Raw genomic sequence first — 24,296 nt, 5'->3', positions numbered from 1 at the left:
ACCATTCAGTTCGGAGACCGCATCTCCGTCAATTGAAGTCCGACCCGTTTACACAAAAATTCGGACACGCCCACTTCCCGGTGACGCGGTGCAGCTGCGCGCGTGCGCCCTGGTACGCGGCCAGGGCCGCCTGCAGCTCGCCGCGGGCGGCGTGGAATGCCCGGAGGGCTTCGGTTTCAGTCATGGGTTGCTCCTGTGGACTGGGTTAAAAAAACACGTGGGAAGACAGGCGCGAGGGCGCGGCAAGGGCCTCGGCCGGCGGCGGCCGCTCCAGCCACTGCCCCGCCCCGCAGCCCTGCAAGTGCCTGCGCGCCACCTGCTGCGCAGCCGGACTCAGCTGGGGCAGCAGGGTGCGCACGGCCTCGCGCAGCTGCTGCAGCTCGCCCTCGCCTGCCTGCATCGCCTCGATGCGCGCCTGCAGCGCCGCGGCCGTGCGCGTGGCCTTGTCCAGCTGGGCGGCCAGGCGCTGCGCCTGGGCAGCGCCCTCGCGCTCCTGCGCCGTGGCGGGCACCACGGCGCGCAGCGCCTGCAGCTCGGCCCGGCGCTTGTCGCGGTGCTTGCGCTGGCGCTCGGCGCCGGTCATGGGGGTGGCTTTGCTGCGCATGGTCAGTACGGCAAGGCGCAGAACAGGTGGCAGCGCTGCAGCGCATCCTTGGGCGGCAGGTACCACGCGGGCACGCCCGGCAGGCGAGCCTGCGCGGCCATGGCGCAGTTGCCCCTGTGCTGCAGGTGGTAGCAGTCGCGGCAGCGGTGGCGGTCATCGGCCAGCACGTCCGCGGCCGGGGCCGACAGCAGCGCCAGCAGGCCCGCCTTGTGCTGCGCGATAGCCTCGCGCGTGGACCCATCGAGCCATTCGGCGGGCCACGCCTGCAGCGTGCCCGCGGGCGTGGCCGACAGGTGCAGGCCCCTGCATTGCAGGCGCTCCAGCAGCGCGGCGGCGTCGGTTCTTGTGTCGCTCATGCTGTGCCCTTCAGAACACGGCCACATCGCCGGGCGCAGGCATCGGCCGCTGGCCCGCCGCCTGGCGCACCGCCCAGTGCAGCAGCCCGGCGCGGTGCCCGATGCGCACGAAGCGCTTGCCGTCCACGATGCGCCCCTGCATGCGCTCGATCCAGCGGCCCAGCATGCGCGAATTGATCTTGCCCGCCTGCCCCGCGATGTCGTCCATCGCCATGGCCAGCAGCGCGTCGGTGTCGCCGCGCCGGATGGCGCCGCCCACGGTCGCCTGCTCGGGGCCGAAGGCTGCGAACCACGCTTCGGCCAGCGCGCGCAGCTTGGTGGTTTCCGGGTCCTGCTCAAAGGCGCGCGCTGCCGCCTCCATAGGGTCGGCCAGCGCGGGCAGGCCCTGGGCTTCGGGTGTGCCCGCGATCGCGGCCACCTGCTGCGCCAGCCAGCAGATGGGCTGGCGCACCAGGTCGTCCCAATGCTCGAAGCTCGCCGTGCGCCCCTTGGCCATCTTGGGCCGCCCCGCGGCGATGTACGCCCGCACGATAGTCAGCGCCGCCACCACGTAGGCCAGGCGGTCGGCCTGCACCATCTGCGCGGGGTCGAACGCGAAGTCGCGCGTGTAGGGCGTCTCGCTTTGGGCGTCGATGCGCGCCGTGAGCACCCTGCGGCAGGTGTCGGACGTCATGCGCAGGTTGTTGCCCGTGGCGATGAACAAGGCCCGGTTGGGCAGGGTGACGGTTTCGCTGCTGCCCAGCACCCGGTCGGAGAACGTGGGGGCCGTGAGGAACGCATCGAGCGAGGCCGAGCCCAGCGGCTCGCGCACGTTGTCCCACAGCACCACGCGCTGGCCTTCGCGCAGCACGGCGAACAGGCGCTTGCGCGTTTCTTCGTCGGTGTCGGCCGGGGGAAGAATCGAGGGCTCCGCGCCCATGGCCAGGATGCCGATGCAGCGCGCCAGCAGGGTCTTGCCACTGCCTGCGGCCGGGGCGTCGAAGCCCACGCCGGGCGCGGTCGGGAGGCTCGCCCGCAGCGCGGCCGACAGCAGGCCGTGCAGGGCCACGCCGTTGGCCACGGCATCGACCAGGGGGAACAGGGCCAGCGGCGCCCACAGGAATCTGAGCGCAGCCAGGGCGTCCTGCACGGTCGGTTTGACCGGCACGCGCGGCGGGTTCGGGTGCTCGCAGTAGAACAGCAGGCCCGAGGCTTCGTCGTGGCCGGGGCGGTCGAGGATGCTGCCGTCCATGCGCAGGGTGGGCGCGGTAACCACGGCCACCAGCTTCTTGAACCCACGTTCGCCATGCTTGGCCAGGATGGCGCGGGCCACCGAGAGGGGCGCATCCTCGGGGCCTTCTTCGGGCGCTTCTTCGCCGTCGGCCTTGCGGCGGTGGCGCACGGAGTAGAACTCGCACACGCGGCCCATGTGGTCGGTGAGCCAGTCGGGCGTGACGGGCCGCGCCTTGCCGTCGCTCACATAGGCCACAGCGCCCTCGCCGTAGTCGAACAGCTCGCCGCGTTCCTGCAGCACGGCCAGCACCGCGTCGGTGGTGGCCACGCGCATGCCCCGCCCCACCTGGATGCGCGCGCTCTGGCGCAGCAGCTCGAAGCGCATGCCGCCATGGCGGTGGGTGAACAGGTACGGCCGCTGGCCGCTCTTGAGGTTGACTACAGCCACGCGGGTGTCCGTGTCCGGGTCCAGTGGATCGGCAAACTGCGCGTTGTGCCAGCGCCCGGGGCGGTCGAGGATTTCTCCCACGGACACGGGCTTGCCGTTTTCAGCGGAGAGCACGAAGTCGCCCATCAGCACGCGCTGGGCGCTGGCGCGCTGCAGCACGTCGCGCGCCTTGTCCAGGGTGATGCCGCGGCGCTTGGCCAGGGCCGGGGCCTGCTGCGCCGCCCAGCGCTCGCGCTGCGCCGCGCACTGGCCCGCGAGCTGTTGCCGGGCGGCCTTCTTGAGCGCCTGGGCCTGCTTGTGGGTGTCGGCATCGTGCGGGATCAGCGCCAGGTCGAACAGGGCCAGCGGGTCGCCGAAGATGCGCGGCGCGGCGTGCGGCCGCTGCAGGCTCTTGCCCAAGAGGGGCGGCGCGCAGAAGTCCAGCCGCTCGGGCTGCCACACGCTGGCGTCGATCAGGGTGCGCTCCAGCGCCTGCCCTGCCCGGCCTACGTCGAACCAGCCATGGCCTGCGGCCCACAGCAGCTGCACCAGCGCCCTGCCCGCTTCGGGGATGCGCGAGGCATCGCGCACAGGAATGTAGAGGCGGTGGCGCGTGAGGGCCGACAGCGCGCGGCCGTCGGCCGTGCACACGCCGGCCGAGCAGCTCGGGCGCCAGAGCATGGGCGCATCGGCCAGGGCTGGGCAGGCCTCGGTCAGGCGCTGGCGGAACACGTCTGCCGTCAGCTCGCCATCGGGCGCGCCGTCGTGGTCGAGCATCAGCACGCCGGGGCCTGCGGGGTAGGCGAAGTGCCTGCGGGTGCGGGAGATGGCGCCGGGGTTCTCGGCCGCTTCGCGCTCGGGCACGATGGGCACGCCCTGGCCTGCGGGTGCGTCGCACACGCCCCAGCTCGTGGCCTGCGCGGGGCCGAGCGCTTCGAGCATGTCCGCGAGTTCCTGCAGGCCGTGGACCACGGTGCGCACCGCCGTGCCCCGCAGCATGTTGGCGGCGCTTTCCTTGTGCAGCGTGCCGTCGGGAGCCAGGGTGAGCACCTTGGTCAGCCGCTCTGGCACGGTGGCGGTGAAGACGGTGAACTGCAGTGCGGGGTTTGCCGCGCCCGAGCCTGGTGCGTTGGCCTTCTTGGTTGCCATGGTGGGGTCTTCTCTAAAGCCGGGTGGCGGTGAATCGGGGCGTGCCGGCCAGGTCGGCCGCCATCGCGTAGACCTGCAGTCCGCAGGCGCAGGCCTTGCGGGCCAGCTCGGCGGCGCCCTGCCATTGCGCGGGGTCGCTGGCGTCCGCGAACACATGCAAGTGGCGCAAGCCGCGGGGCCAGCGCGCATGCGCCAGGGCGTGCGCATCGGGCACCGCCCACACGGGCAGGCGGGCGGCCTGGGCGATGCGCAGGGCCGGGGCAATGCCCACGGCGATGCCCAGCGCGCCGCGCGTGCTGTCCACCGGGGCCAGCCGGGCGCAGGCGCCCAGCGCGGGGCCGGCGGTGCCGGTCAGCTTGATAGGCGCGGGCAGCGCGGCCGGCTCGCCGTCGGCCGCCAGGTAGATGCGCTGCAGCGCTACCGCGTGGCCCTCGGGCGCGCCGCGCAGGCCGTGCGGGTAGGTGTCCAGCGCGAACAGGGCCAGCAGCGCGGGAAAGTGGCCCAGGCATGCGGGCGTGCCGCCGCGCTGCTGCCAGTAGCCGAGCGCGGGGTGCAGGCGCAAGGCGGCGGAGTGCACGTCCTGCGCCACGCCGCTGCGGGCAAGGTAGCGCCCGGCCGCATCGCCGCGGGCCACCGGCCGCGCCTCGGCCCACAGGCCGGCGATGCGGGCGCGGTTGGCCTCGTAGGCGTGCCTTGCGCCTGCCGCGCTCATGGCGTCGCGCCTTCCTGAACGGGCGTTGCCGTCAGCGCTGCATGCAGCGCGTCGAGCATGTCGTCCATGGCGGCAGTGCGACCGTGCATGGCGTCGGCCATCAGGCGCAGGGCGGCGGCGAGGTTCTCGCCGGTAAGGGTGTCGGCCGCGTAGGGGACCATGCAGGCGACGGCCTGCCATGCGAGCTGCACCTGGCGCATGTCCGCCAGCTGGTCGCTGGCATTGAGCGTCAGGCTGATGGCCTGCCCGCGTTCCGGGCGGCGGATCAACGCAGTGCGGATGGTTTCAATGAGGGTGTGGATGGCGTCCAGGCGCTGCTCCATGGCCTCGCTGTGCAGGTGCAGCAGCTCGCCCAGCCCATCCATGCCGACGGTCGCGCCGGGGTTGCTGGCCCCTGCGGCCAGTGAGGCCACGGCGTGGCAGGCGCGCAGCACGGTGCGCAGGGATTCGGTGTGGTCCTGGCACTGCAGGACGTGCTGCGCCAGGCAAGGCTCCGCCTGCGCTGCCTCGCGGGCAGCGTTGTGGGTGGTCGCGTGCATGGCTTACCCCTCCAGGCTCAAGGCAACGTCCAGGCCGCGCAGGGCGGCCAGGGCCTGGGCCACCTTGCGGCGGGCGTGGCCCACGTCGAGCTGCGGCTGGCGCAGGTGGTGCAGCGCCGTGTTCAGGGCGTTGTGCGCCTGGGCGTGCAGCCGGATGGGGTCGGGGGTGCCCGTAGCGGGCGATGAAGCGGGCGAGAGGGTGCGCGCGAACGGAGCGCGTGCGGGGATGCGGTCAGCCATGGTGGCCTCCAAGCAGGTTCGGTTTACAGAAACCGACGCCCTAGAGACCAATCCGGGGCGGCGGCTCGAACAGGTTGGTCTACCGGGAACCCGCTTGCGCGAACCGGCGAGCCTTGCGGCTCCCTGTCCGAGCCGCCAAAAAAAGGAGGCACGAACGAACAAGCCGCAGGTGCTCTGCGGAAGAGGCTGCGGCTTGCGTCGCAGCGGGTTACACGGGAGACCAATCCCGATCACGCCTTTTTTTGACGTGATGGCGCAGTGTAGCGCGCTGCCGGCCTGGGGGGCAAGTGGAGCCATGGCAGGGATCCTCAAGCGAGCGCGCCGGATGGCTCGGCCGCGGGGCGCTGGTGCGCGGCATTGCGCGCAGCGGCCAGGGCCAGGGCCTGCGGCGATTGCGGCAGGTGGACGCTGGGGTCCGGCCGCGCGGACGGCGAGAGGGTGCGCACGGCTTCGGCATGCACCACGAACGAGTGCCCGCACTCGGGGTCGTCGCACTGGTAGATCACCTCGCGCAGAGTGCGCGTCATGGCCTTGCTGCTGCGGGTCTTGGCTTTGCCCTGGCAGTGCGGGCAAAGGAACATCATGCGCGTGACTCCGCCGCTCATGCCGCACCTCCCGCAGCCGGGCGCGCTTCGATCCAGGCGTTCACGTCGGCCTCGCGCCAGGCCACGCAGGTGCCGTGCAGCTGCACCGGCCGGGGAAAGCTGTTGGCCTTGATCCTGGCGTAGACGGTGCTGCGCCCCAGGCCCGTGGCAAAGCACACGTCGGCAATGCGCAGCAGCCGCACGCGCTGGACCGGGGGCGCCGCCGGCACTGCGGCTGGCGAGTGGGTTGTCTGTAGGGATTCATGCATGTCCCTATGGTCTTGTGGGGACAGCTCAAAGCCAAGGAACCTACGTTGTGGCTGCGCCAGCCACAGCAGGGGGTGGAACAAATGGGCGCCAAAACGACGCGCGCGCCGTGGCTCCGCGAGTGGTGCGGAGCGGGTCGAAGCTGTGGGTGTGGGATGTCAGGGGCGTGAGGGACTCAGCGGCCGGCCAAGATGGCGCGAGAAGGGCTGGAACCGACCCAAACCAGCCATTCGGGTAAGTCATAAAACCGAGCTTTGACATTATCCGTAGGTCTGCCCGGTACCCGAGGCTATATTGCCCGAAGGAAATCGTTCACGCTGTTCCAGCGGACCATCTACTATGACGTCAGGCCAATAGATCCAATGTCACTCTTTGCGCGATATGCGGCATCAGTGCTGCGACCACAAAGGGCCAAATTCCTCCTCCAGATTGACTACTCGATGAAAATGTATTCTTGGGACCGTTTCATTACTCGCGCACTCGCCGTCCCCCCGTCGCTCATGGGTCGCACACTATCCTTTGAGCACAATGGCTCACTAATCACAATCAAGCTTCCGTCTGTGGAGAAGGTCGGCAACGTGCATGATGAAGATGCTAGGGCCTGCCGTGGCGCATGGAACAGCAACACAGGAGAAACCATCTATTTCTTCATCCGATCGGTCGATGTGTGCGTCGAGGTCTCGACAGAAGTGGCTGTTCCCAGCGAGGTTCTTGAGCGAAACCCAAATGCCTACGAACTCATCAGTGATGAACAGCAGAAAACGCTAAATTCCATCGCCGAGGGCTGCGCGGCTCAGTCTCGGTCAGCCTTTGAGTACTGGGTTTCACTACTTCGATGGGTGTCGGGTACACATGAGATATGCCGGCATGTGAGAGTGGGGAACGAATCAGGATGGTCCACATATTTACTGGATGCAGACACTAAAAAGGAAGTCTGGATCCGCAGTCAGACCATTGTTTTAGGAAGCTGTCGCACCGTCACTGAGGCCGTTTGGGAAAAGGTCAGCCAGCTCGCACTCGCCGGAGAGTCACCTCCAATCTATTCAATCCTCTATGGCGACGCCCTGGACTGTATTGACGTGGCAGACTATCGGCGAGCATTGGTAGACCTGAGCGTTGCCTGTGAGGCATTCCTGCGTAGCCGCGTAATAGCTTCATTACCAACGGGAACGTCCGATCAAGTCTCTCGGTTGATAGAAGAAACAAATATTAATCAGCTTGTCGCGCACCTTTTCCCGGCGCTTTTGGATCAAGAGGCCAAAGAGCGATACAAGAAAAATATTAAGGAAGACTTATCATCAATGCTCGCCAGAAGGAACAAATTAATGCATGTCGCCGAACTGCATGGTGCAACGCTAGAGAACTGCCGACGATATGCAAATTCTGTGCGTGAATTATTCAGTTTAATGCCCGATCCCGTACTAGGCATTTTTACTTCGCTTGCAGATCAAAGTCACACAGCACTCATTTAGTACAGCCAGGCCTAAAACCTCAGTCAACCGGACATCCAACAGCCAGCTTCGCTGGCAATTGGCCGCCGGTTTCTTCGAACATTGATCGTCTGCTTTTCTATTTGCCACTGACTGCTCCTGGCCGAGAGCAGCCAGACGCTAGCAAGTCCTGCCGGCGAGCATTTCAGGCGGCCGCATTCAGCGCCTGGTTCTCCGCTCAGCCCGGCACCTCGATTTGCGGGCCATGCGCCCCGAGCTGGCTACAAGCTCTTCAACTTCTGCTCTGCGATCAGGGGGCAGCCGGTCATTCACATCCAGCGCCGATGGCTCTGACTCCACCTGAAACACCCAGCCCAGCACGCGGCCGGTGGCCATGGCGCACAAGTAGGGAATCATGACCATCGCGCTCACCAACGAGAGCAGCGCCAGCACGGCAACGATAACGATGAGAAAGGTCATTCCCGGATCGTAGCGCTCTCCTGCTTTGGTGGGTTTGGTGGGTTTTGAGGGGTTTTTTTCGGACGAAACGCGAGCCAGCGTTTTTTTTGGCCCGGCGGGGGACGCCCGCGCAGGGCTGCCCGGCGATGGTGGGTTTGTAGGCTTTGAAGGGTTTACCGACCGTCGAAGAGCGAGCCTGTGTTTCTTCCAAGAGGGTCGGCCAGCACCCGCCGGAACCCATATCAATTCAAATTTGAGATACCCGGAAAGCACTGCCTACAAAGCCTACAAACTGGTCTTCATTGGTGGGTTTGTAGGTAGTCAATTCCGAGCATTTCAAGTTTGAAAAAGGCTTTTTCCCGTTACGTCACTGCCGCGCAGGCAGCCCGCAGGACGGCGCAGCAGATTCCGACGTTTCCCGACACTCCCGCGGCCCCCAAAGCTGCCCGCAAGCCCGCATGGGGCCTTGCTGCGGCCTATTGCGGCACCCCCAACAAAAACGACACACGAAGCCCGGGGGCGAGGCGGGGCTTCGGTGGCGCGCTGCGGGGTTGCGTGGTTGTACGCCTGGGGCGGGCCTACAGGCCCGCCAGCAGGGGGCGGCGCAGCAGTGCATAGGGTGAGGACCCGGCTACCGGGCCTCGCTGTGCGGGCGTTCTGGTGCGTTCTAGAGGGGGGCGTTTTTTCGCACTGGCACGCGTGCAGCGTGCAGCACGCACCTAGTGTGCATCGCGCCCTGACCACGTGCATCCTGGGTGCGTGACAACCCGGTCAGCGCGTGTCGCAGCAGGTCATGGCAAGCACTGGCGGGGCCTGCGCCCTGGCCAGGCCGGCACCGGGGTCACCGCGCAGGCACGTCCGCCCGCAGCTCGTCGAGGTAGTCGGCCCAGCGCTGCATCATGGCCACGCGCTCCGCGACGAACTCGGTGCGGTTGTAAGCGCGGCCGAGGCTGTCCTTTACGGAGTGCGCCAGCTGCGCCTCCACCACCGTCTCCGCGACGCCCAGGCGCTCTACCAGCATCGTGCGGGCGGTCGCCCGGAAGCCGTGGCCCGTCACCTCATCCGCGCTGAACCCCATGGCACGCAACGCAGCGTTGATGGCGGCATCGCTCATAGGCCGTACATGGGTCCGCTCGCCGCGGAACACCATGACGCCGCGGCCGGTGACAGGCTGCAGCTCTTCCAGGATCGCGACGGCCTGGTGCGCCAGCGGCACCAGGTGTGGCTTCCCATACAGCTTCCCCGCCTTCTCCCGCTTCATCCGTGCTGCAGGCACTGCCCACATGGCGCCCGCCAGATCGATCTCCGACCACTCGCCCTGCCGCAGCTCGCCGGGCCGCAGCAGCAACATCGGCAGCAGCTTGAGCGCAGCAGTTACCACGGGAGTGCCGCGGTAGGAGTGGATCGCACGCAGCAGCGTGCCCAAGCGCTCCGGCGATGTGATGGCAGGGAAGTGCTTCACCATCGGCCGACGCAGTGCATCTTTCAGGTCGCGCGCGGGGTCGCTCACGATTCGGCCCGTGGCCACGGCATACCGGAACACCTGGCCGCAGTTCTCCAGCGCTCGATGCGCGGTCTCCACCACGCCGCGCCCCTCCACGCGGCGCAGTACCGCCAGCACCATCGGCGGGGTGATGGAGATGATGGGCTGGGCACCGAGCCACGGGAAAACGTCTGCCTCCAGCCGGCGCATGATCTTCTGGCCGTATGACGGCGACCAGTCTTCCCGGCGGGTCTCGTACCACTCCCGCGCAATCTGCTCGAAGCTGTCCTGCGGTGGCAGCCCGGCGGCTTCGCGCGCTGCATCCGCTTCGGTGACCTGTGCCTGCGCCTTGGATGCCTTGCGCGCATCGCTCGGGTCGATCCCCTGAACGATCAGCGCCCTCGCCGCATCCCGCTTCTCGCGGGCAGCCTTCAAGGACGTTTCGGGGTATGTGCCCAGCGAGAGCCGCTTCTCTACGCCTGCAATCCGGTACTTCAGGCGCCACCACTTGCCGCCGCTGGGGGCAACTTCCAGGTACATGCCCTGGCCATCGGTCAATTTCTGGGTTTTGGGACCAGGAAGAGCGCGGCGGATTGCAGTGTCTGTCAGAGGCATTGGGGGCAACTTTTGGGGGCAGCTCGCCCGAATCTAGCAGTTGCCCCCAAAGTTGCCCCCACAAGTGGCTGGCTTGCCATGGACAACCATGGACGCGCATGGACAAAAAAAATCCCTAAGCGCTTGATTCGCTTAGGGATTTTTGCATTTGCTGGACGCCTGTGGACGTCTGCGGATAGGTGATTGGTGGTGTAGTTCCCCACTACAGGAAACCGCCCTGCTGTAGAAGTAGGGATACCATAGGTGTGATTGTACATCATGCGGAAGTCCGGGGAAAAAACGAGCGCCCCCGCGCACTTCCTCGCTGGTTCGGGCTGCGACGGTCTGCGGTTCGATCTCCAAAAAGGGAACCAAACACGGCTGCATGAAGCTGTTCCTGTTTTTCGTCGAAATCTTGCATTGGACGAATAAACGGAACATACTCCCACCATGCTCGCCGACACCCACACCCAGCGCGTCCTCGATCTGGCCAACCAGAAGGGGCTGCTGCGCGCCAGCGATCTGGACGCGATCGATGCGCCCCGGGTCGTCCTGACGCGCCTGACCGCCGCTGGCGTTCTGGAAAGGGTCGGACGCGGGCTGTACCGCCTGCCGGATGCGCAGGGATCGGAATTCGAAAGTCTCGCGACCGTCGCCACCAAGGTGCCGCAGGCCGTGTTCTGCCTGCTCACGGCGCTGCAATTCCACGAGCTGACCACACAACTGCCGCGCCAGATCTGGATCGCCATGCCGCGCGGCAGCCACGTGCCCCGGATCGACTATCCGCCAGTCAAGATGGTTCAGATGACCGGTGACGTCTACACGGCGGGCGTCGAGGAGCACCTGCGCGACGGGGTGAAGCTGCGGGTGTACGGCGCGGCCAAGACGGTCGTGGACTGCTTCAAGCACCGCAACAAAATCGGCCTGGACGTGGCGCTGGAGGCGCTGAAGGACGTTCGCGCCAAGCGCAAGGCAACGGCGGACGACCTGTGGCGCTACGCGAAGGTCTGCCGCGTGGCCAACGTGATGCGCCCCTACCTGGAGGCCGTCGAATGAGCAACGTCGCGGCTTCCGTGCGCGCCCGCCTGCTCAACGTTGCCAAGGCGCAGGGCGTGGACTTCAATCAGGTGCTGGTGCGTTTCGCGCTGGAGCGCATCCTCTATCGCCTCTGCCAATCCGAACACGCGGATCGTTTCCTGCTCAAGGGCGCGCTGTTGTTCACGCTCTGGTACGACATGCCGCACCGGGCCACGCGCGATGCCGACCTGCTGGGCTTCGGCGCGAGCGATCTGGAATCCGTGGCCCAGACCTTCCGTGACATCGCCAGCGTTGCCGTGGACGACGGCATCGTGTTCGACCCGGCCTCGGTCATCGCCGAAGAAATTCGCAAGGACGCCGGATACGCCGGGGCGCGCATCCTCATCGGTGGCGAGCTGGCCAAGGCGCGATGCAAGACGCAGATCGACGTCGGCTTCGGCGATGCGGTCACACCGGCTCCGGTGGACTCGATCTATCCGGTGTTGCTGGATGACCTGCCTGCGCCTCGCCTGCGCACCTATCCCGTCTACACCGTCATCGCGGAAAAGCTCCACGCCATCGCGCTTCTGGGCATGACCAACAGTCGGATGAAGGATTACCTCGACCTGTCGGTACTGCTGGAGCGCGAATCCCTGGACATCGATCTGCTGGCGCAAGCGGTGAAGGCCACTTTCGAGCGGCGCGGCATGGCCGTACCAGCCGCACTGCCGGTCGGCATGACCGACGAGTTCGCGCACGACACATCACGGCAGGCGCTGTGGCAGGCATTCCTCAAGAAGAACGAACTCGCCCCCGAACCCCTGGCCGCCATCGTGGTTCGACTGCGGGCGGCCTTGGAACCAGCGTTGCACCGGGCTGCCCGATGACGGCTGCCCCATAGGCGCAACGAGTACGCGCCCTTCGTCACGGTCGGTCGCGGCTTCCATGCGGATTTTGCATGGAGACCCCGACGATGACCCAACACTGCGCCTGCTGCGGCAGACCGTTCGAACCCCGCCCGCAAGTTCCCGATCAAGCCTACTGTTCAGCGCCCGACTGCCAGCGTGCCCGCAAGCGCCAGTGGCAACGGGCCAAGCTCCAGTCCGATCCCGACTACCGGATCAACCAGCGCGCCGCCCAGCAGGCGTGGTCACAGCGCAATCAAGACTACTGGCGCAACTACCGCGACGACCGGCCCGAGTACGCGCAGCGCAATCGCGAGCAGCAGCGGCTGCGTGATGCCAATGGGGCAGATGTCGATCTTGCAAAGATGGACGTGTGCGACTTGCCGACCGGCCTGTACCGAATCACGCGGCACCCCGCATTTCCGAGGGAAAGCGGCAATTCCTGGGTCGTCGAGATCGCGCCGGTCTGCGTGTCGTGTCCGTGCAAGATGGACGTGTCAAGAGAGGACTTGATCGACACCCTGGCAATACGCCCGTAACTTCGACCCCAAACAGGCTCTCGAATGTTCTGCATGGCAACAATTCCGACCGTGTGTGCTGCCGCCGTGGCGTGGCGTCGCATTCATTGAAAGGAGTGGCGGACCCGAGAGCACCAATCACAGAGTGACCGGGCCTATGCAAGAAATCGAACCTCCTCCACACCCGCCGGGGTCGGGCCCGGTGTTTCGGGCAGCGCAGTACGTGCGGATGTCAACCGAGCACCAGCAGTATTCGACGGAGAACCAGGGCGACAAGATCCGCGAGTACGCCGCCCGGCGCAACATCGAAATCGTCCGCACCTACGCCGACGAGGGCAAGAGCGGGCTGCGCATCGACGGGCGGCAAGCACTCCAGCAACTGATCGCGGACGTGCAGGCGGGCAAGGCCGATTTCCAGATCATCCTCGTCTACGACGTGAGCCGCTGGGGTCGTTTCCAGGACGCGGACGAAAGCGCCTACTACGAGTACATCTGCCGCCGCGCCGGGATTCAGGTCGCCTACTGCGCCGAGCAGTTCGAGAACGACGGCTCGCCCGTGTCCACCATCGTCAAGGGCGTCAAGCGCGCGATGGCGGGTGAATACAGCCGTGAGCTGTCGGCGAAGGTGTTCGCGGGCCAGTGTCGCTTGATCGAACTCGGCTTCCGTCAGGGCGGGCCTGCGGGCTACGGCCTGCGCCGTGTGCTGATCGACCAGTCCGGTTCGGTGAAGGGGCAGTTGTCTCGCGGCGAGCACAAGAGCCTGCAGACCGACCGCGTGATCTTGCAGCCCGGCCCGGACGCGGAAGTCGCCATCGTCAACCAGATCTACCGCTGGTTCGTCGAGGACGGCCTGTTCGAGTCGGAAATCGCCGACCGGCTCAGCACCAAGGGCATCGTCACCGATCTGGGTCGGGCGTGGACACGGGCCACCGTTCGCGAGGTGCTGTCCAACGAAAAGTACATCGGCAACAACGTCTACAACCGACGCTCCTTCAAGCTCAAGAAAACGCGGGTGGTGAACAACCCGGAGATGTGGATCAAGAAGGAAGGCGCGTTCGAAGGCATCGTGCCGCCGGAACTGTTCTACACCGCGCAGGGCATCCTGCGTGAGCGTGCACACCGCTTCAGCAACGAGGAGCTGATCGAGAAGCTGCGGCGGCTTTTCCAGCAGCATGGCTACCTCTCCGGCCTGATCATCGACGAGGCCGAAGGGATGCCCTCGGCGGCGGCTTACGCGCACCGCTTCGGCAGCCTGATCCGCGCCTACCAAACTGTGGGCTTCACACCGGATCGGGACTACCAGTATCTGGAGGTCAACCAGTTTTTGCGCCGCCTGCACCCGGAGATCGTCGGCCAGACCGAACGCATGATCGCCGAGGTTGGCGGCGCGGTCGTGCGTGATCCGGCGACCGACCTGCTGACGGTCAACCGCGAGTTCACCGTCTCGCTGGTGCTCTCGCGCTGCCAGTTGCTGGATGACGCCCGGCGTCGCTGGAAAGTGCGCTTCGACACCAGCCTGACACCGGACATCACGGTCGCCGTTCGACTCGACGAGACCAACCAGGCCGCGCTGGACTACTACCTGCTTCCTCGGTTGGATTTCGGCAAATCGGGCATCCATCTGGCCGATCACAACGGCCTCGAATTCGAGAGCTACCGCTTCGATAGCCTGGACTACCTCTATGGCATGGCCGAGCGCAGCCGCATCCGGAGGGCCGCATGACCAAGCCACACCACGCCACCGACCTGCAAATGATTCCGGTCGATCAGATCGCCGTGCTCAACCCGCGCGACCGCAATGGCCGTGTGTTCGAGGAGATCGTCGGCAACATCAAGAGCCTCGGCTTGAAGAAACCGGTCACGGTCACGCCACGCGACGATCTGGAGGATGGCAAACGCTACCTGCTGATCTGCGGAGAAGGCAGGCTCAAGGCGTTCAAGTCGCTCGGCGAGAAGGAAATTCCGGCGCTGGTCGTCACGGTCAACGACGAAGACGCCTTCATCATGAGCCTGACCGAGAACATCGCCCGCAGGAAATACAGCGCGCTGGAACTGCTGATGAGCATCCAGCAGTTGAGCCAGCAGGGCTACGACAGGCGCGTCATCGCCCAGAAGACCGGCCTGAGCCTCGACTACATCAAAGGCATCCTGCTCCTGTTCGCGAAAGGCGAGGAACGTCTGCTCGCTGCCGTCGAGTCCGGGAGGGTTCCGCTCAACGTCGCCATCACCATCGCGGGTGCCAGCGACGAAGAATCGGTACAGGCCGCGCTGCAAGAAGCCTACGAAAGCGGTCAACTGCGTGGAGGGCAGCTGATGCAGGCCCGGCGCGTGCTGCAGCGGCGCAGCGCCCTGGGCAAGACGCTGGCCCACCGGCCTGCGCGCAAGGGCGCGTCCGTCACCACCTCCAGCCTCGTGCGCAACTACCAGCACGAGGTCGAGCGGCAGAAGCTGATGGTCAAGAAGGCCGAGTTCGCGCAGCAGCGCCTGTTGTTCGTGATCGAAGCGCTGCGTCAGTTGCTGGCCGACGAGCATTTCTCCAACCTGCTGCGCGCCGAAGGCCTGGACACCTTGCCCAAGCAACTGGCCGAGCGGGTCTGGGCAGGAGGCCACGCGGCATGAGTCGGCCGCCGCTGGGCTTCATTCCCGATCCGCTGACGCTTCCGCTGGATCGCATCCTGCCGTCGCGCAAGACACCGGAGGGTTTGCATACCTCCCGAAAGTTCAAGCAGATCATGGCCTCGATGGAGGCGGTCGGCCTGATCGAGCCCCTGAGCGTGGGCAAGGCCGACAAGGTGACTGGCCAGCATGTCCTGCTCGATGGGCACATGCGGTTGCTGGCGCTGCAACAGCTCGGCTACGCCGACGCACCGTGCCTGGTCGCCACCGACGACGAAAGCTACACCTACAACAACCGCATCAATCGCATCTCGTCCATTCAGGAGCACCACATGCTTCGGCGCGCGGTCGAGCGTGGAGTCACGCCCGATCGGCTGGCCAAGGCGCTGAACGTGGACGTCAGCCATATCCACAAGAAGGTGAATTTGCTCGACGGCATCTGCCCGGAGGCGGTCGAGATGCTGAAGGATCTGCACTTCGCCGCCAATCTGGGTTCGGTGCTGCGCAAGATGAAACCCACGCGGCAGGTCGAGTGCATCGAACTGATGCTCACTGCCAACAACATGACGGTCGCCTACGCCGAGGCCTTGCTCGCTGCCACGCCGCCGCCACTGCTGGTCGGCGAAACCAAACCACGGAAGCTGCGCGGCGTCACCGCCGATCAGATGGCGAAAATGGAGCGCGAAATGGGAAACCTGCAAGGGCAACTGAAGCTGGTCGAGAAGTCCTACGGGCAGGACGTGCTGCTGCTCGTATTGGCGCGGGGCTACCTCGCCAAGCTGATCGACAACAAGGCGGTGTTCCGCTTCCTGTCGCAACGCCAGCCCGACGTGTTGGCCGAATTCGAGAACATCGTCCAGACGGTAACTCTGGACGGCAAATGAATGCGCCCGGTCACCGATGCCAGTGTTTCCGCGCCCGCTACGCCACTACCAGGTGATGAACACGACGAGGCGGACGTGGCCGCGCACCGCTGCGCCCCCGAAGCCGATTCGGCCTGCCTCTATGGCCTGATCGGCGACGTCGCCCGCGCGGGCAGCGACGGCACGGAAACCAACGCCTACGCCATCGCCGCCAACTTCTTGACGTATCTGTCATGCGCCATCGGGCGTGGCGTGTATCTGCCCATCGGCAATACCCGGCATCACGCGCGGCTGTTCTGCCTGCACATCGGGCGTTCCGGCCGTGGCCGCAAGGGCGATGCGGTGTCGCTGGTACTGCGGATCGATCAGGCACTGCGAGCGATGGACGAAGCCTTCGCGCCGCAGATTCATCGCGGCGGCTTGTCCACGCGCGAAGGACTGGCTGCGCTGATCCACGACGGCTATCGACAAGGTCGCCAGGATGTGCCCGCCATCGAGGACAAACGGCTGTGGGTGGTCGAATCCGAGTTCGCCAACGTGCTGCACCAAGGGCGGCGCGACGGCAACACGCTGTCGGCCGCACTGCGTGACTGTTGGGATGGCGTCGACCTCAAACCCGCCACCAAGTCGAACCGGCTTTACGCCAGCGATCCGCACGTGTGCCTGAGCGGCGCGATCTCACCGGGAGAACTGACGGGCCTGATGAGCGCGCGCGAACTCACCAACGGTTTCGCCAATCGCTTCCTGATGATTTGGGCAGAACGCACGCGGATGCTGCCGTTCCCAAAGGAAACGCCACAGGCGACGGTCGAGAAGTTGGCTGCGCGAACACAAGAGGTACTGGCCTTCGCTGGTGCCGACCTGCACGACGAGCGCGAACACCTGCGGATCGAACTGTCGCCGCAGGCCCAGTGGCGATACGCCCAACTCTACCGGGTGGATCTGAACGACGATCTTGGCGACAGTGTTGTCGGGGCGCTTCTGGAACGCCGGGCCCCGATGCTGCTGCGTCTGGCAATGCTGATGGCTCTGACAGATCTACAAACCCGCATCGACGCCCAGCACATCGACGCGGCGATGGCGTGGATTCGCCACGCCACGGCGTCCGTGCGATTCGTGTTCGTCAGCGCCGCCGAGGAGGCAAAGCTGGCGCAGGTGCTGGAACTCTCGAACCGCGTACTGGCCTTTCTGCACGAACGCGGTCAGGCCACGCGCAGCCAGATCAGCGCCGAATGTTTCAAGGGTAAGGTGCCGAAGGCGCGGCTCGACGCCAGCCTAGAGCACCTGCTGGCGGCCACTCCACCCAGGATCAGCGTGCAGTTGGTCGAGCGGCCTGCCGACACGCCGGGTACGCCATCGCGGGTGTACCGACTCGCGTAGTGGCGCAGAAGCTCATTTCGCTCGTTTCGCCGCATCAAAACGCCCGCAAGCCCTTGTCGGGACTCTCATTTCTCTGATTTCGCTCATTTCCAAAAGAGATTGCGCACAGCCAGGCTAACGGCTTTGGCTCATTAGCGTGATCTCGCGAGGCAGATCAGTTATTTTGAAGAATCGAGCGCTTCAAAGTGCTCCATGCAGCATCCCAATTGATCCGCTCCTGTTCCAAGCGAACGTTTTGGCCCCAGCGTTGCTGCTTGAGATCCCGATAGAGTTGCTGCTCTTGTTCTGTCAGGAGCGTCAGTTCCGTTGCTGGATGCTGCGCCGACTCATCCACCCACAGTGGCTTGTGTCGAAGCAAGGTGTCTTCGTCCATGAGCACGGATTGCAACTCTGGAATGTATGAACGGGCTCGATGCAGGATGGCAAATCCATGGGTGTCCAAATCACCCCAGTAGATGCACTTCGCGCGGGCAAGCCAAGGGAAACGAGCCAACACGTCGACGTTATAGCCAAGGCGCATGAACACGACAGCGCCCGGCATGTCGGACATTGCCAGTCCCGTTTGAAGGTTCTCGACAATAAACACATGTGAGACGGGCAAATTGAGTCCCGCCAGGTCTTCCACTGGTGCAGTGATGTCACCCACGCCACCGACCCTCGCTCGCAATGCCTGATCCAGCACCCGCATTCGCACAAGGAGTGGAGGTGCTTTCAGTCCGCAGCGCTGGTAGAAATCCAGGTCGCTGGAAGAGTCCTCTTGTATTGCGGCCACCAGATCCGTCAGCAGTCCTTTGCGTCCATCGAGCCATTTGCTGTCCAGCCCGGACACCGGCAGCTGGCGGGGATAGAGGTCGGATTGCGGATGGTTCGCTATCCAATCCAGCATCTCTGCAAGCCGACGAAAATCGGCATCGCCGTAGTCCGCCAGGACATCAAAGTACCTCGGCAACTGCTGCGCCAGTACCGGCCAGCGAGCGGTGAGCGTCTGGTAGCGAGATTGAGCACACTCCCATCGTGCGGACTCACCAATCCACATGGCAACATCCTCTGGGCCGCGCAACGCCAGCTTCTCCGGCAGTCGCTGGACGCCAAGGGCTTTCCACCGGCGCCCACACCAGGACAAGGTGCCCGATGTTTGTACGGTGTTAGCCTGCCACCTTTGCCATGCGCTCACCCAAGCGCGAACGCCGTCGACCTGCCTCAGTGCAGCCTGCTCCGTCGGTATGCCGAGCGGAACCTCCTGCGGCCATTGGCTCTCGCCCGGATCACCAATCAACCACTCGCGGTGCTTGCTTTGAAAGCGACGGGCAAGAAGCTGCCGAACATCTTCAGGAAGCTTCAACGCTAGCCTCCTCTCGAGCGTGCTCTGGCAGCTTCAACCGCTGACGATCACCGTCGTACTCGATCAGCAGGACGCCTGACACGCGCCGATCGCTGATATCCACGAAGCAGGCGCCACCGATGAATGGCTCAAGGGTCATGACGGACTTCAGCGGTGTAGCGACCACCATCTGGAATCCGAAATTGGTAAAGATGTTCATCGCCAAAGCGGTGAACTCGTTATCCGCCTTGTCGAAGGCTTCATCCAGCACGACGGGCGCATACATCGGCACGCCGTGGTCGTTCCCGCCCAGTTGATATCGCAGGGCTGCGGCCAAGCACGTAGTGGCCAGTTTCTGCCGTTGGCCGCCGGACTTGCCTGCTCCGCTGCGGTAGATCTCGACCTCGACGCCGCTTTCATCGATCTCCCGCCCGATGAACTCAACATGCTGTCGAACATCGAGCACAGTCTCGCGCCAGCGCTTTTGCTCGGGGTCCTGACTGGCGAGTCGATCAACAAGTCGTCGCAAGGCTAGAAACCGCGCCTCGGCAAACTCGCGATCCTCCGTCCATGCATGGCTCAGTGCCTGCTGGATCTCCTGCTTGAATTCCTTGACGTCGACAAGCTGCCGGTCACTGGCGTCGATGTGCAGATAGGTGCGTTGATTGGCACTCTGGTTGAAGGGCACCTGACCAAGACTGTCGTTGACCAGATCCATCCGTTCCAGGATCGCCTTACGCGCATCGTTCAGGTAGGTTGAGAGTGCTGCCAGATTTTGGTGGCTTTGGTTCTGCAGCAATTCAAAGAATCGCTGCTCATAGGCGGGTAGCCCATCCGTTTCCAGTCGAACCAGTTTGGCGAAGAAGTCAGGCGCGCTGGCAAGGCTCGTGTCCATGTCGCCCGCGTCCATCGGCCATTGCCGTTTGAAATCAGCAAAGCGTGCTTCTATTTCCTTCTCGCAGGCACCAATCCCACGGTTGACCTCTTCGATCTCCGCATTGAGTGCGCGTTCTACAGAAGTTGTCACCTTGTCGAGGTTGTCGAGCCGGACTGCATCTGACTGCTTGGCGAAGCGCTCGTCGAGACCCGAAACCTGATGGGGCGTCAATGGAACGATAGACGCGTCCTGCAAGAGGGATTCCAGTTTCTGGGTGCTGGTCTTGATCTGGTCAACAATCGAGTCGTGCGCACGCGTTGCCTGGCGAAGATCCTTGTCAGCATCATCGACGAGTTTCTTTTGCTTCTCGATCTGCTCACTGATTTGCAGCAGGGTGGTGTTCCCCTCGCGCGCTTCGCGGATCTGCCGTTCAATGGTGGAGATGCGATCCAGCAATGGGAGCACATCTATTTCCTGCCACTGGAGATTCACCAGGGTTTGGCACTGCATCGCTCGGGTCGCACGATTCTTGTCTTGGTCGGAGAGTTTTTCGATCTCCCCGCCGAGGCGCGAAATGGTGTCAGCCAGCTCCTGTGCCTGAGCTTGAAAGAGCCCGAGCTTCTCCCGGTTATCGAATCCGAGCACCCAGTTTCGTCGGTCGCCGACACTTCTACGGTCGTCTTTCTCGTGCCGGGTTTTGCTGTGCTTGACCTGACCCTCACGGGTAATGGCGCGATCAGCACTCCTGAACGACTGAATAGAGTCGACGCACGCGTAATCGAAGCGTTGTCGCAGCTCGGCCTGGAGCCAATCGGCATACGTCCCCTCCTTGACGTTCAGCTTGAGGACGAGCGAATTTGCCCCGATGGGCTTGGCTTGCCAGGTCTCTGGACGGCCAGTCCGGTAATACACCAGGCGCTGTCCAAGATGGGTGCTGTTGATGTGATTCGCCAGCGCCGAATACTGGCGTTCGTCAACCAGGAGTGAGAGTGCAAACCCGTGCAGTACGCGCTCAATAGCCCCCTGCCATTCGGCCTCGTCAGGCTTTACCTCGACGAGTTCACCAACAAAGGGAAGTGCCGACTCCGAGATCCCGATGGCGGCAGCGATGTCTCGACGCATTTCCAGCATGTCCGCCGGAATGTTCGATGGCTGGCGCTGGAGTGCCTGCACCTCTTTCACTGCTTGCGAAAATGCTGCCTCAGCGTCCCTTTTTTCACCTGCCAGGCGGAACTGCTCGGCGCGGCTATCGTTGCTGCGCTGCTCCCAGTTTTCAACCTCCTGCCGTGCGTTGCCCAACAGCTCAGCGAAGGCTTGAGGCAAATCAGGAAGGCTCCAGCCCAGCTTCTTGCACGCATCTTCGGCCTGACCGCGTTTGCGCAGGCGATCCGTGCGCTGGCTCTCCAGCCCCGATTTCTCGGCTTCCCATTGCTCGATCTGATCACCGCCTGCTTCACGGTGCTGTCGCTCCAGATCGCGCAAGATTGCGGCGTGGTTATCCAGCGTGCTTTGACGTCGCCCCACTTCACCTTCTGAACCGTTGGCTTGCACCTCCAGGGATGCCACGTGCTCTTTGAGGAGCTCAATACGGCGAGTCTCACGGTAGCCATCAACCCCCAGCCGAAGCTCATCCAGTCCATTGCGCTGCAGCATCAATGAGTCCCTGCGCTGATGCTGCTCCCGCGCTGGCACGAGCGTTTGAACCTGCTCGCGAGCCGTGACGACCGCCTGATGGGCCGCATTGAGCTCTCCAAACTCGCTGACCAAGCGATCCGCCACCTCGAAGGTCTCGGGCTTGTCGAGCATGAAGTCGCGCAGGAAGGTATTTAGGTCGCCGAGGTTCTTGGCCGACTGGGTTTTGTGCAGCAAACGCAGCGCCATTTCGCTCTCGATGCCGAGCAGACGACAGAACCGTTCGCAATAGGGACGAAATTCGTCGCGGGCAAACGCCTCGGGGAAAGACTGTTTGAGCTTTCGTATGTCGAAGTTGGATTGGCCGAAGTCCTCCAGTTCGCGCAGGTCAAAGGCCCGCTCCATGACAAGGTAGTGGCGTTTGACGTCGGCGCTGCCGTTCGCATTGCCCCGCAGCCAGAACACCTGAACCAGCACCACAGACTGACCCAACGCATTTTGGTAGGTCAGCGCCAAGGCAGACCAGGTCGTCCCCGCGCGCAGGTAGCGTGTCGCGATCTCTCCCGACTCCCCATCCTTCTGTTCAGCCCACGCGCCACGTATGTAGGTGACGAGGTTGCGGTCACGGCCACTGCGGTCCGCCTCGCGCGCAGCCGCGTTGAAATCGATCCATCGAGGTGGTGTCAGCAACGCCGAAAATGCATCGAGCAGCGTCGACTTCCCTGCGCCGGATCGACCAACAAACAGAAAACCTCGCTCGCTGATCGGCACGTCGTGCAGGCCGGAGAAAGTGCCCCAGTTGTAAACCTGCAGGCGGGTCATCCTAAACTGCTCGCGGGCGAACAAGGAGGCGGTTTGGGGTTCCGGGATCATTGGTCGGCATCCTCATCAGCTTCAGTCTGAACCAGTTGCGCTGGTGTCTCTCCGGCCGCCATGCGCTGATACAGGTGCGTCAGCGCTTGTATTTCCTCTGCCGAGAAGAGGAGCTTCAGCGTCGGCGAAATCTCGAAGCGATCCTCGCTCGAGCGAATTTTCTGCAGGATGCTGTGCTTCTTGATCTTCTCGATGGAGGCGTGGACCCGTTTCACGAACCCCGCACGGTCGGTGTTGGCGGCGCGCTCATACAGGGAGAGGAACTCCGTGATCTCGTCTGTCGACACCACTGCACGGTCGCCTTGCGAGTCCGCCTGGGTCAATCGCTGGCGAAGGTGGAGCAACAGAATGGAGTCAATGAACGTCAGCTGGGCGCGACGCAGCAGGAGGGGCACTTCGAGGTCGCCGGTATCTGCCTGGCGCGTGAAGGCGACCTGTACATCTCGGTCGATAACCAGTTCGAGAAACAGCTCGGCAAGGCGCCGACGTATCACCGCTTCGTCTCGTACCAAGATCGGCCAGAGTTTTGGATGCCGACGTCCATCGAGCGACGGCCCTGCCAGCAGTTGCACCAAGGCGCGCCGGGTATCCAATGCCAACTCGCCGCTGTCGCCCAGGAACAGGGTGTTGGCAGGCGGCTGAACAGCATCGGGTGCTTGTGCTTCGGCTGGCATTGCCGATTCGTCGTTCTCAGACCAGTTCATTGGCCCGCTCCCTCAAAAAGAAGATCTTTGGAATTCGGGCGCTACGACGCTCGTCGTCGCCTCCAACCCACCCTACGGTTTCACTGTGGTCGGCTTTGAACCCATGCCGACTGCCCAACGCAAGCAGGCCGACGACGCTGCCCAGCCCCTGTGCAGCGGGGAACTGCTCCAGCACGTCGGAAATCGATGCCTGGGAGCGTTGCTCCAAAACTGCCAGCACGTTGGCCTTCAGTGTTCGGAAGTCGATCTCGGACTGTGCGACCAATTCGCTCACAGACTCCAGGTCGATGGGCGGCGCATCCCCTTCAGCCATCTGCCCAGGCAATGCTTGCAGGGATGGGTCGTGCAGAACCCATTGAGACAAGGAGCGCAACCGACTGCTCGTGAGCTCAAGCGTGTACTGGAGGGTTTCAGTGGCCCTGACTTCATCCTTCAGGGACAGTGCTGCGCGCTGGGCGTCTTTCAGCAGGTGATTGAGTCGGCGTTGCTCGAGGTACTCACGACTCTGGACGAAGTGCTTCAGGCTGCGCGCGAAGGTCTGGAGCACCTCGTGAACCATGCCACCCTGCTCGAGAAGAGTTCGCGTCAGCCGCAGAAGGAATCGTCGCTCCTTGGCTTCGAGCTGCCCCACGAACTCCCGCGACATCACGCTATCCAGCGCTTGATCAAGCGTTGCGGCCTGTTCTGGGTCCGTAAGCAATCGCCAGAAAGCGGAGAAAGTCCTTCCGGCGTCACTCTCTGAAATCAGGTCGATTCCGGCGAACAGCGAATCCAGCACATCTCCACGATTGCCATCGTTGTCCATGATGCGTTCACGCAGATCGCGATTGAGCTGGTCGAACTGATCGCGGACACGGCGGAAATCACCTGCCAGATCATCGGCCAGCGTGATGATCTCCCGCGTGCGCTCGAGCGCCGTTGTATGGGGCAGCACGCGCATCTGCCCCTTCTGGATGGCGTCAATCTCCTTGTCGATGCGCGCTTGCTCGGCCATGAGCCGGTCGATGCGGCGGAATTTGTCAGTGTCGGTGTCCTCGGCAAGTCGGGCCAAAGCCTCGATGACGAGCGTCAGGCGGCTTTCGGTCGCGGCGGAGTGCGGCTGTGCCAGGCCAGAGACAAACCGAATGGCTTCGACGGCCGCCGTGGAGAGTTCATATTCCTCTTCTGAAGCCCCAGCCGGGAAGCGTCGCTCCAAGAACCCATCGGCGAGCCAGCTGGCGACATACGCCTGTGCCGTTTGGGGAAAGTCTTCGCCTTGGGCGCGCAGCTCTTCCAGATCCCTTGCGATGCGTTCGTGAAAAATGGAGGCAGGGAGGCTTCGCTCGCTCTCATACAGATGAGATTGAAGCAAGCCAATGACGGTAGGCCCGGTAGTCGAGGCAAGCAGACGCCACAGCGGCTGCGCCCGCATGCGCCGGTAGGTCGCGATGGCTTTGTCTGCTTTCACTCCCGTGCTCCAAAGTGCGGGCATTGCCCGTCATGTGGTAATCACAATGCAACGCATACAAGAATCATAAACATTACATTGCCACAT

Annotated in this window: 23 protein-coding genes; 8 read left to right on the top strand and 15 right to left on the bottom strand. The window is 64.1% G+C overall.

What is annotated here, in order from left to right; all coding sequences use genetic code 11:
* Positions 1-28 precede the first annotated feature (28 nt).
* The 9 genes from AVS7_RS24740 to AVS7_RS11650 form a co-directional block, all read right to left on the bottom strand.
* The gene (locus AVS7_RS24740) at positions 29-184 is read right to left on the bottom strand and encodes a hypothetical protein (RefSeq protein ID WP_020228579.1); all 156 of its coding nucleotides are present in this window, start codon (positions 182-184) and stop codon (positions 29-31) included.
* Positions 185-205: 21 nt separating this feature from the next.
* Positions 206-604, bottom strand: a complete 399-nt coding sequence (locus AVS7_RS11685; protein WP_024001430.1) for a hypothetical protein — start codon at positions 602-604, stop codon at positions 206-208.
* A 2-nt stretch (positions 605-606) separates the two neighbouring features.
* On the bottom strand, positions 607-960 hold the full coding sequence (locus AVS7_RS11680) for a hypothetical protein (protein ID WP_020228577.1): 354 nt from the start codon (positions 958-960) through the stop codon (positions 607-609).
* Positions 961-970: 10 nt separating this feature from the next.
* The gene (locus AVS7_RS11675; protein WP_020228576.1) at positions 971-3,748 is read right to left on the bottom strand and encodes a hypothetical protein; all 2,778 of its coding nucleotides are present in this window, start codon (positions 3,746-3,748) and stop codon (positions 971-973) included.
* A gap of 13 nt (positions 3,749-3,761) precedes the next feature.
* A complete protein-coding gene (locus AVS7_RS11670) occupies positions 3,762-4,460 on the bottom strand; it encodes a toprim domain-containing protein (RefSeq protein WP_020228575.1) in 699 nt (232 codons plus the stop codon).
* Positions 4,457-4,999 carry a hypothetical protein gene (locus AVS7_RS24735; protein ID WP_020228574.1) on the bottom strand — a complete coding sequence of 181 codons (543 nt, stop codon included), beginning with the start codon at positions 4,997-4,999 and terminating at the stop codon, positions 4,457-4,459. The genes AVS7_RS11670 and AVS7_RS24735 overlap by 4 nt, the downstream gene beginning before the upstream one ends.
* 3 nt (positions 5,000-5,002) lie before the next feature.
* Positions 5,003-5,239, bottom strand: coding sequence for a hypothetical protein (locus AVS7_RS11660; RefSeq protein ID WP_024001428.1), 237 nt, complete (start codon positions 5,237-5,239; stop codon positions 5,003-5,005).
* A gap of 308 nt (positions 5,240-5,547) precedes the next feature.
* On the bottom strand, positions 5,548-5,820 hold the full coding sequence (locus AVS7_RS11655; RefSeq protein ID WP_255352357.1) for an ogr/Delta-like zinc finger family protein: 273 nt from the start codon (positions 5,818-5,820) through the stop codon (positions 5,548-5,550).
* Positions 5,821-5,840: 20 nt separating this feature from the next.
* A complete protein-coding gene (locus AVS7_RS11650) occupies positions 5,841-6,092 on the bottom strand; it encodes an AlpA family transcriptional regulator (protein ID WP_144425092.1) in 252 nt (83 codons plus the stop codon).
* A gap of 438 nt (positions 6,093-6,530) precedes the next feature.
* Between AVS7_RS11650 and AVS7_RS24410 the strand changes: the two genes are divergently transcribed.
* Positions 6,531-7,562 carry a hypothetical protein gene (locus AVS7_RS24410; protein WP_024001425.1) on the top strand — a complete coding sequence of 344 codons (1,032 nt, stop codon included), beginning with the start codon at positions 6,531-6,533 and terminating at the stop codon, positions 7,560-7,562.
* 177 nt (positions 7,563-7,739) lie between these two features.
* On the opposite strand, the gene AVS7_RS11645 is transcribed toward AVS7_RS24410, so the two are convergent.
* Together AVS7_RS11645 and AVS7_RS11640 are read right to left on the bottom strand one after the other, a co-directional pair.
* On the bottom strand, positions 7,740-8,000 hold the full coding sequence (locus AVS7_RS11645; RefSeq protein ID WP_020228570.1) for a hypothetical protein: 261 nt from the start codon (positions 7,998-8,000) through the stop codon (positions 7,740-7,742).
* Between the two features lie 820 nt (positions 8,001-8,820).
* Complete coding sequence (locus tag AVS7_RS11640) at positions 8,821-10,077, bottom strand: integrase arm-type DNA-binding domain-containing protein (RefSeq protein ID WP_024001423.1); 1,257 nt, start codon at positions 10,075-10,077, stop codon at positions 8,821-8,823.
* 429 nt (positions 10,078-10,506) lie between these two features.
* On the opposite strand from AVS7_RS11640, the gene AVS7_RS11635 reads away from it, so the two are divergent.
* The 7 genes from AVS7_RS11635 (at position 10,507) to AVS7_RS11605 (ending at position 17,355) form a co-directional block, all read left to right on the top strand.
* Positions 10,507-11,112: a type IV toxin-antitoxin system AbiEi family antitoxin domain-containing protein gene (locus AVS7_RS11635; protein ID WP_020228568.1), complete on the top strand. Its 606-nt coding sequence runs from the start codon at positions 10,507-10,509 to the stop codon at positions 11,110-11,112.
* A complete protein-coding gene (locus AVS7_RS11630; RefSeq protein ID WP_020228567.1) occupies positions 11,109-11,960 on the top strand; it encodes a nucleotidyl transferase AbiEii/AbiGii toxin family protein in 852 nt (283 codons plus the stop codon). The genes AVS7_RS11635 and AVS7_RS11630 overlap by 4 nt, the downstream gene beginning before the upstream one ends.
* Positions 11,961-12,046: 86 nt before the next feature.
* On the top strand, positions 12,047-12,517 hold the full coding sequence (locus AVS7_RS11625) for a hypothetical protein (RefSeq protein WP_024001422.1): 471 nt from the start codon (positions 12,047-12,049) through the stop codon (positions 12,515-12,517).
* Positions 12,518-12,653: 136 nt separating this feature from the next.
* Positions 12,654-14,219, top strand: a complete 1,566-nt coding sequence (locus AVS7_RS11620) for a recombinase family protein (RefSeq protein WP_049696905.1) — start codon at positions 12,654-12,656, stop codon at positions 14,217-14,219.
* On the top strand, positions 14,216-15,115 hold the full coding sequence (locus tag AVS7_RS11615; RefSeq protein WP_020228564.1) for a plasmid partitioning protein RepB C-terminal domain-containing protein: 900 nt from the start codon (positions 14,216-14,218) through the stop codon (positions 15,113-15,115). Before AVS7_RS11620 ends, AVS7_RS11615 begins: the two co-directional genes overlap by 4 nt.
* Positions 15,112-15,996, top strand: a complete 885-nt coding sequence (locus AVS7_RS11610; RefSeq protein WP_020228563.1) for a plasmid partitioning protein RepB C-terminal domain-containing protein — start codon at positions 15,112-15,114, stop codon at positions 15,994-15,996. Before AVS7_RS11615 ends, AVS7_RS11610 begins: the two co-directional genes overlap by 4 nt.
* The gene (locus AVS7_RS11605) at positions 15,997-17,355 is read left to right on the top strand and encodes a hypothetical protein (protein WP_024001421.1); all 1,359 of its coding nucleotides are present in this window, start codon (positions 15,997-15,999) and stop codon (positions 17,353-17,355) included. It abuts the gene before it with no gap.
* A 154-nt stretch (positions 17,356-17,509) separates the two neighbouring features.
* Here the strand turns inward: AVS7_RS11605 and AVS7_RS11600 are convergent, their stop codons facing one another.
* From AVS7_RS11600 to AVS7_RS11585, 4 genes are read right to left on the bottom strand one after another with little or no spacing between them, the layout of a single operon-like run.
* Positions 17,510-18,697, bottom strand: a complete 1,188-nt coding sequence (locus tag AVS7_RS11600; protein WP_024001420.1) for a Wadjet anti-phage system protein JetD domain-containing protein — start codon at positions 18,695-18,697, stop codon at positions 17,510-17,512.
* Positions 18,684-22,058 carry an ATP-binding protein gene (locus AVS7_RS11595; RefSeq protein WP_020228560.1) on the bottom strand — a complete coding sequence of 1,125 codons (3,375 nt, stop codon included), beginning with the start codon at positions 22,056-22,058 and terminating at the stop codon, positions 18,684-18,686. The genes AVS7_RS11600 and AVS7_RS11595 overlap by 14 nt, the downstream gene beginning before the upstream one ends.
* A complete protein-coding gene (locus tag AVS7_RS11590; protein ID WP_024001419.1) occupies positions 22,055-22,762 on the bottom strand; it encodes a DUF4194 domain-containing protein in 708 nt (235 codons plus the stop codon). The genes AVS7_RS11595 and AVS7_RS11590 overlap by 4 nt, the downstream gene beginning before the upstream one ends.
* Positions 22,749-24,233 carry a DUF3375 domain-containing protein gene (locus AVS7_RS11585; protein ID WP_200405922.1) on the bottom strand — a complete coding sequence of 495 codons (1,485 nt, stop codon included), beginning with the start codon at positions 24,231-24,233 and terminating at the stop codon, positions 22,749-22,751. The genes AVS7_RS11590 and AVS7_RS11585 overlap by 14 nt, the downstream gene beginning before the upstream one ends.
* Between the last annotated feature and the right edge of the window lie 63 nt (positions 24,234-24,296).

It is taken from the genome of Acidovorax sp. MR-S7, assembly GCF_000400995.2.
In the GTDB taxonomy this organism is placed as follows: domain Bacteria; phylum Pseudomonadota; class Gammaproteobacteria; order Burkholderiales; family Burkholderiaceae_C; genus MR-S7.
The sequence above is the reverse complement of the archived record's forward strand: the minus strand, read 5'-3'. Positions and strand labels throughout refer to the sequence as shown.